We start from the raw sequence: 2,408 nt of genomic DNA on the forward strand, positions 1-2,408 counted from the left end.
CAGCAATTCCCGAATTACAAGTGTTGAAAATGGAAAAGTTTACTTCAGGTATAAAGACAGAAAAAGACTTGTTTCAAAAACAATGCAGCTCAACACCATGGAATTTATCCGAAGATTTATGCTTCATGTTCTGCCCCACAACTTTTACAAAATCAGGTATTACGGAATCCTTTCATCAGCAAATTCCAAAACCAAAAAAGAGCAGATTGCTGCTCTTATGGAAACCTGTGTGCCAATCCCGGAATACGAAGGATTATCAGCCATTGAAGTTTACTCTTTACTCACAGGTAAAGACGTAAGCCATTGCCCGAAATGTAAAAAAGGCAGAATTTTATGCAGAGCTTTGCCAAAACCAGAAACCTGATCGATTGGGTGATCAAAAAGTTCTTTGAATTTTAAAAAGTAAATTTAATAGCATTAGCTAAAAGGGTAAACTATGCATTATTCAAAGCAAAAAATCCTTATGAAACACTCTGGTTTCCTAACTTACACAGCAAACAGAAGGTCCGAAACCTCTTGCGAAAAAACAAAACAATTAAATACCCATAGCTCCGGCGGCATTGTCCAACTATGTTTTATCCTTTATTTGGAACTATTCTGAGAAGTAAAAATCAGTGTTCTAAATAATGTTTTGTTAATTTTAAAAAACGAAAGGATAAAACACTTTTACGTTACCTGCAAGCAAAAATAACGACTCGATATAAACAATCTTAAACGAAATAACTATGAATACTTTTTTAATCCTTTTAATTGCTTTTCTGATTTCTGCATTTATTAGTTCTTTTATTGCCGCTTTTACTCGAATTCCTTATAAAAACAAATTTTCATCACAACTCAGTATTCTTGAAAATGCAGTAAAAAATGGAAATGCGAACTTTGGACAAAGACTAACATTATTCGGAGTTAATATGATAGGAAGTTTTGTTGCTCCACCGGTATATATTAAAGCTTTAATAATTGCTGTAATTCTCTTTTTAATTCTCAAATAAGGTAATTTATGAGTTCCGAATTTAAAATAAAAACTAAAGAATTAGAACGTCGAATTTTGCAAATAGACTTAAGTCAAAATCCTGAAAATGAAGAAAAGCTAATACAAATATTAGAATGTAGAAAGTATGCTATAATTCCATTTAAAAAGTCTCTGCCTAGAATTGAAAGGTTGACGATAAACAGAACATTAGAGGACAATAATAATACAACAATTAATGAAATAAAACATTTGAAATATCCTCCAAAAGAAAAAGTAAATAAACCTAATAGAGCTAATTTTAAAGGACAAAGTGTTTTATATGCAACATTGCATAAGCCGACAGCTCTTTTAGAAAATTTCCCTAAAGTTGGAGATTTAGTAACTACCTCTGTTTGGGAGTTAAAAGACAATGTGGAGGATAAGGAAATGTTGGTTTATCCAGTGATTGATATTACCGATACCAAGGATATTGAATTATTAAATGTATTCACTCAATATTTAAGTCGATTTCCTAAAGAATATCAAGAATGCATTATTGCTGATAGTACATTGATTGCATCATGCTTTAAAAGACCAGTGAAAAAAGGGCAAGAAATAAATTATACAGCGAGTGCATATTTTGCGGATAAAATATTTAATGACTGGTATAATCAAAAAATTCAAGCAATTGTTTATCCAAGTGTTAAAGATTCAACTAAAACTCCTAATATTGCTATTAAACCTCATGTTTTTGATGAAAAATATAAATTAGTAGAAGTTCATGAAAGTGTAATTGAAAATATTAATAATGGGACATTATCCATGCGTAGAATTAAAAAAAACGATACAATTTAAAGAAAATAGAATATTCTGGAATTAATGCCAGCAGCTAACAAAATGTATAACTAATGGCAGTGTTCATGCGGGTTTCGGCGGTTTTGTCCCGCGCCAAATTTGGTTGCGGGTTGACAAGAAATTCCGCCGCAGAACTGCCCACTAGTCATACACGCACCGTTGAACAAAAACAGCTTAATATTCCTGAGCATTTTCAATGGAACAGGATTAAGAATGTTCTCTATAAAACAAGCTGGAATGTGAATATTGAAAAACCAATGGCAGGAATTCAGGCAGTTGTAAAATATCTGGGTGGATATACCAATAGGGTGGCAATCAGCAATTCCCGAATTACAAGTGTTGAAAATAGAAAAGTTTACTTCAGGTATAAAGACAGAAAAAGACTTGTTTCAAAAACAATGCAGCTCAACACCATGGAATTTATCCGAAGATTTATGCTTCATGTTCTGCCCCACAACTTTTATAAAATCAGGTATTACGGAATCCTTTCATCAGCAAATTCCAAAACCAAAAAAGAGCAGATTGCTGCTCTTATGGAAACCTGTGTGCCAATCCCGGAATACGAAGGATTATCAGCCATTGAAGTTTACTCTTTACTCACAGG

At 32.6% G+C, this 2,408-nt stretch carries 3 protein-coding genes and 1 pseudogene; all 4 read left to right on the plus strand.

Annotated elements, in window-relative coordinates; all coding sequences use genetic code 11:
- Positions 1-364: transposase (locus tag BZG01_RS21165; RefSeq protein WP_180327421.1), on the plus strand; the 364-nt coding region annotated here is incomplete at its 5' end.
- A gap of 361 nt (positions 365-725) precedes the next feature.
- Positions 726-989 carry a hypothetical protein gene (locus tag BZG01_RS21170; RefSeq protein ID WP_101311828.1) on the plus strand — a complete coding sequence of 88 codons (264 nt, stop codon included), beginning with the start codon at positions 726-728 and terminating at the stop codon, positions 987-989.
- Between the two features lie 8 nt (positions 990-997).
- Positions 998-1,804, plus strand: a complete 807-nt coding sequence (locus tag BZG01_RS21175) for an RES family NAD+ phosphorylase (RefSeq protein WP_101311829.1) — start codon at positions 998-1,000, stop codon at positions 1,802-1,804.
- A 158-nt stretch (positions 1,805-1,962) separates the two neighbouring features.
- Positions 1,963-2,408 (plus strand): annotated as a pseudogene (locus tag BZG01_RS21180) (IS91 family transposase); the annotation flags it as partial.

It is taken from the genome of Labilibaculum manganireducens (genome assembly GCF_002843385.1).
Taxonomy (GTDB): domain Bacteria; phylum Bacteroidota; class Bacteroidia; order Bacteroidales; family Marinifilaceae; genus Labilibaculum; species Labilibaculum manganireducens.